General features: G+C 43.9%; 3 protein-coding genes. All 3 read right to left on the reverse strand.

The annotated features are described in order from the left end of the window. Positions 1 to 77 precede the first annotated feature (77 nt). Genes AB4384_RS22105 through AB4384_RS22115 form a run of 3 tightly spaced genes read right to left on the reverse strand, consistent with a single transcriptional unit; the run spans position 78 to position 2,800 of the window. Positions 78 to 308 (reverse strand): FeoC-like transcriptional regulator, encoded by a 231-nt coding sequence (locus AB4384_RS22105; protein WP_017061938.1) that lies wholly within the window; start codon positions 306 to 308, stop codon positions 78 to 80. Next, the gene (gene feoB / locus AB4384_RS22110) at positions 305 to 2,578 is read right to left on the reverse strand and encodes a Fe(2+) transporter permease subunit FeoB (protein ID WP_017061939.1); all 2,274 of its coding nucleotides are present in this window, start codon (positions 2,576 to 2,578) and stop codon (positions 305 to 307) included. The genes AB4384_RS22105 and feoB overlap by 4 nt, the downstream gene beginning before the upstream one ends. Continuing rightward, positions 2,579 to 2,800: a FeoA family protein gene (locus tag AB4384_RS22115; protein WP_004734203.1), complete on the reverse strand. Its 222-nt coding sequence runs from the start codon at positions 2,798 to 2,800 to the stop codon at positions 2,579 to 2,581. Between the last annotated feature and the right edge of the window lie 499 nt (positions 2,801 to 3,299).

The raw sequence follows: 3,299 nt of genomic DNA on the forward strand, positions 1-3,299 counted from the left end.
ACTATTGGGGGTCAGTTCAATAAGCGGCTTTGTCATTTTCTAATCTCGCCTTTTTCAACGAGAGTCTGAAGACCGAACTACATCATCACGTTAAGCGACAAACCATCTTGTTTGCTGATGGTGTAGCGAATACGCGTTGTATGACCATGCTTATTCGTATCGACCAAGCGAGAAACTTTCCCTTTCTTGACCCAAACACTCAGCATCGCATCGACGCCATCTTCACTCATGCCAAACTTTGCAGCGAGCTCTTTACGAGCCGCAACGCCGTGGCTATCAATGTATTGATGAAGTTCAGTTAAAATCATACTACTTGCACCTCTAGTGCTTTCTGCTTACTGCCCACTTTCTTGAAGACGCGATACGTCACCACAAAACCACCAGCAATCGCCACCATCCATACTGCACTTGTCACAGGATGCGCAGCAAAGTTTGCCGCTTGGTAGTAGAAAGTCGCACCAAAGTAACCAAGAGCCATCGTCCAAACGGCGATGAAGCGTGCAAACGTCTGACCAAATTCACGAACATAAGCACCCATCGCGGCCACACAAGGCGTGTAAAGCAGGATAAGAATCAAGTAAGCGAATGCCGCATGACCAGATACAAACTTGTCTTTCAAGTTACCAAAGATAGAGGTATCGACTTCTTGGTCTGCTGCTACAGAATTAGAGTCAGACAAGTCGCCAACTTCAATACCTAATGGATCTGAGTAGCTCAATCCGGCTAGGTTTTCAGGGATCGTCATTACCGCTTCTTGCAGGCTTGCTGCTAAGTCAAACTCAGCTGCTTCTTCATCAGAAGGCGTTGTATATAGGCTATTTAATGTACCAACAACGGCTTCTTTAGCGAAAATACCTGTGATGATACCAACCGTTGCAGGCCAGTTCTCTTCAGTAATACCAATTGGTTGGAATACAGGTGTTACAACTTGAGCTGCTCTAGACAGTACTGAGTTTTCGCTATCTTCGTTACCAAAGCTGCCGTCCATACCTAGAGAGTTTAGGAAGCTAAGAATAGCCACAACCATCACGATTGTTTTACCTGCACCAAGTACGAAACGCTTCAGCTTCTGCCAAGTTTTCAACATTACGTTTTGCACTGTCGGCAATTCGTAATCTGGCATTTCCATCACTAAGCTATCACTGCTACCTGGGTAGATCGTGTTTTTCAGGAACAAACCCGTAAATACAGAAGCAACGATACCCATGATGTACAGAGCGAATACTACGTTTTGTCCTGCACCTGGGAAGAACGCCGCCGCGAACAGTGCGTATACCGGTAAACGAGCACCACATGACATAAACGGCGCCATTGATGCTGCTAGTTTACGTTCGCGCTCTTGGTCAAGAGTACGAGTTGCCATGATTGAAGGCACGTTACAACCAAAGCCCAGTACAAGTGGGACAAATGCTTTACCCGGTAAACCAATCTTCTGCATCACTTTATCAAGTACAAATGCAGCACGAGCCATGTAGCCTGAGCTTTCTAGTACCGCTAAGAATAGGTAAAGCGCTGCGATAACAGGAATAAAGGTCGCAACCGTTTGGATACCGCCGCCAATACCATCAGCAAGTACAGTGACTAACCAAACTGGTAAATGGCCATCTAATAAGTGGTGTCCACCATCAACTAATATTGCTCCAACACCAATATCGAAGAAGTCGATAAACGCACTACCGATATTGATAGAGAACATGAACATTAGGTACATGATAACGAAGAAGAAAGGAATACCGACCCATTTGTTCAAAATGAATTGGTCTGCTTTCTCTGTAAAGTTACGGCTTAGTTTGCCTTCGCTGCGACGAACACGTTTACAAAGGTCATGTAAGAAAGTGTATTTAGCGTCAGCAACAGCAAGGTCAATATCGAAATCGGCACCAAGACGCACGCTATCAATTTGAGTGCGAGTTTGTGGGGCTAAACCATTCAATACCAAGTAATCATTTTCTAAAGCACGAATCGCTAGCGCTCGGTGAGATACGTCAGCATCATCAAATTGTGACTCAACAGAAGGGATAAGAGCTTCTAACGCGGCATCGTAATCAATAGAGATAGGGTCAAGGCTCACACCTTGAACAAGCAGTTTATGCAGACGCTCTTTAAAGCGAACCACTTGACCTTTATCGTTTGCAGACAAGCTTAGAACTGGGCAACCTAGCTCTTTCTCTAGTGCTTTAAGGTTAATCACCTGACGTTCGCGCTTTAATACATCCATTTTGTTCAACACAACGATCATTGGGCGACCCAACTCACGCAGCTGTAATGTCATATATAAGCTTCGTTCTAGACAGTTAGCGTCGACAACATTGATGATCACATCTGCTGGGTGAGTTAAAACAGCGCGAGACGCGATAGACTCATCGATGCTGTTCGCATCATTACCACTGTCTAGTGCGTAGATACCCGGTAAATCCGTTAGTTGAAACTGATCACCAGCGTGCGAGTATAAACCCGTCTTCTTTTCAACAGTGACACCAACCCAGTTACCAACGTGCTGCTTAGCACCAGTCAGTGCGTTGAACAGTGTTGTTTTACCACTATTCGGGTTACCAACGGTAAGAACTTGATAATCCATTTAGATAACCTCGATTTGTTCTGCAATGCTTTCACGAATGGCGATAGAAACACCTCTCACTTCAACTTGAAGCGGATCACCCATAGGTGCACGGCGGATAAGCGTCACCTCGGTTTTTGGCAACATACCCATGACCATAAGTTTCTTCCTTACGTCTGGTGTTAAACCTGTTAGTGCAACAATAGAAGCCGCCTTTCCTTGCTCTAATTGTGAGAGTTTCATAAGTACCCAATTCGTGACTGATAATGAGAAAGATTGTTATTAACGCCATGATACACATACATGCCCACAATTCTATTGTGTGAAATCAATGTTTTCGAAAATACATACTCGTAAGTTTCGTTAAAAACGTTTACGTCAAAAACGTTACTTTCAACAACTAGCGAGAACTACCTCACTAGTACAAACCCTCCCAAACAAAAACAAATCATTAATTATCAATCACTTGAGACAATGTCGGTTTTCTCATAGGTATCTGTCGTTAATTTTATAAGTAAAATAAGTAGCTGGACGTATAGTTACTCCATCGAAGAGAAACTACTTCTCTTTAATTTTATTCCAGAGGTGATATGGCTTTGCTATATCACTCCGGCAGCAAGCGAAGGTGTCGTTGGCACCCGTGGTATAGTCCCCCCGGCTATGCCACGATATTTTTTTTCTTCCCTTTGTTTTATCCCAACAACCTTTTTAAACTCCCCATTTATCTCGTATCTCGTATCTC

The sequence above is a fragment of the Vibrio sp. 10N.261.51.A4 genome (assembly GCF_041471945.1).
Taxonomy (GTDB): Bacteria; Pseudomonadota; Gammaproteobacteria; order Enterobacterales; family Vibrionaceae; genus Vibrio; species Vibrio crassostreae_C.

What these genes read in the sequence shown, in the direction of transcription:
- AB4384_RS22115 (WP_004734203.1), bottom strand. Translation starts at nt 2,800, where the DNA reads ATGAAACTCTCACAATTAGAGCAAGGAAAGGCGGCTTCTATTGTTGCA.
- feoB (WP_017061939.1), bottom strand. Translation starts at nt 2,578, where the DNA reads ATGGATTATCAAGTTCTTACCGTTGGTAACCCGAATAGTGGTAAAACA.
- AB4384_RS22105 (WP_017061938.1), bottom strand. Translation starts at nt 308, where the DNA reads ATGATTTTAACTGAACTTCATCAATACATTGATAGCCACGGCGTTGCG.